This is a genomic window from Pseudoalteromonas sp. GW168-MNA-CIBAN-0100 (assembly GCF_040309225.1).
In the GTDB taxonomy this organism is placed as follows: domain Bacteria; phylum Pseudomonadota; class Gammaproteobacteria; order Enterobacterales; family Alteromonadaceae; genus Pseudoalteromonas; species Pseudoalteromonas arctica.
The window spans coordinates 1-235 of the sequence record NZ_JBEOOL010001123.1; the positions used below are offsets into that span (position 1 = coordinate 1).

1 pseudogene is annotated in these 235 nt (G+C 45.1%); it reads left to right on the forward strand.

The features are described 5' to 3' along the window. Positions 1-235: pseudogene (locus AAEY62_RS24865) on the forward strand (MFS transporter); the annotation flags it as partial.

The window sequence follows — 235 nt, forward strand, 5'->3', positions numbered from 1 at the left end:
TTGTCATGCTTCCTCAAGGCATAGGTTGGACGTTAGAAGGTTATTTCGGCCCTAAGCTTTATGACATGTACGCGTCAAAAGAACGCATCGCCCGTGAAGCGCTATCTGAACATGGTATGAACTTAACCGATATTGCTAACATCCCTCAAGGTGAAGCATTTAGTCGCTTAGTCAGTACCACAGGTCAAGACCCACAGGCATTAACCCAAGCTTTATATCAAGCCAACAATATCGG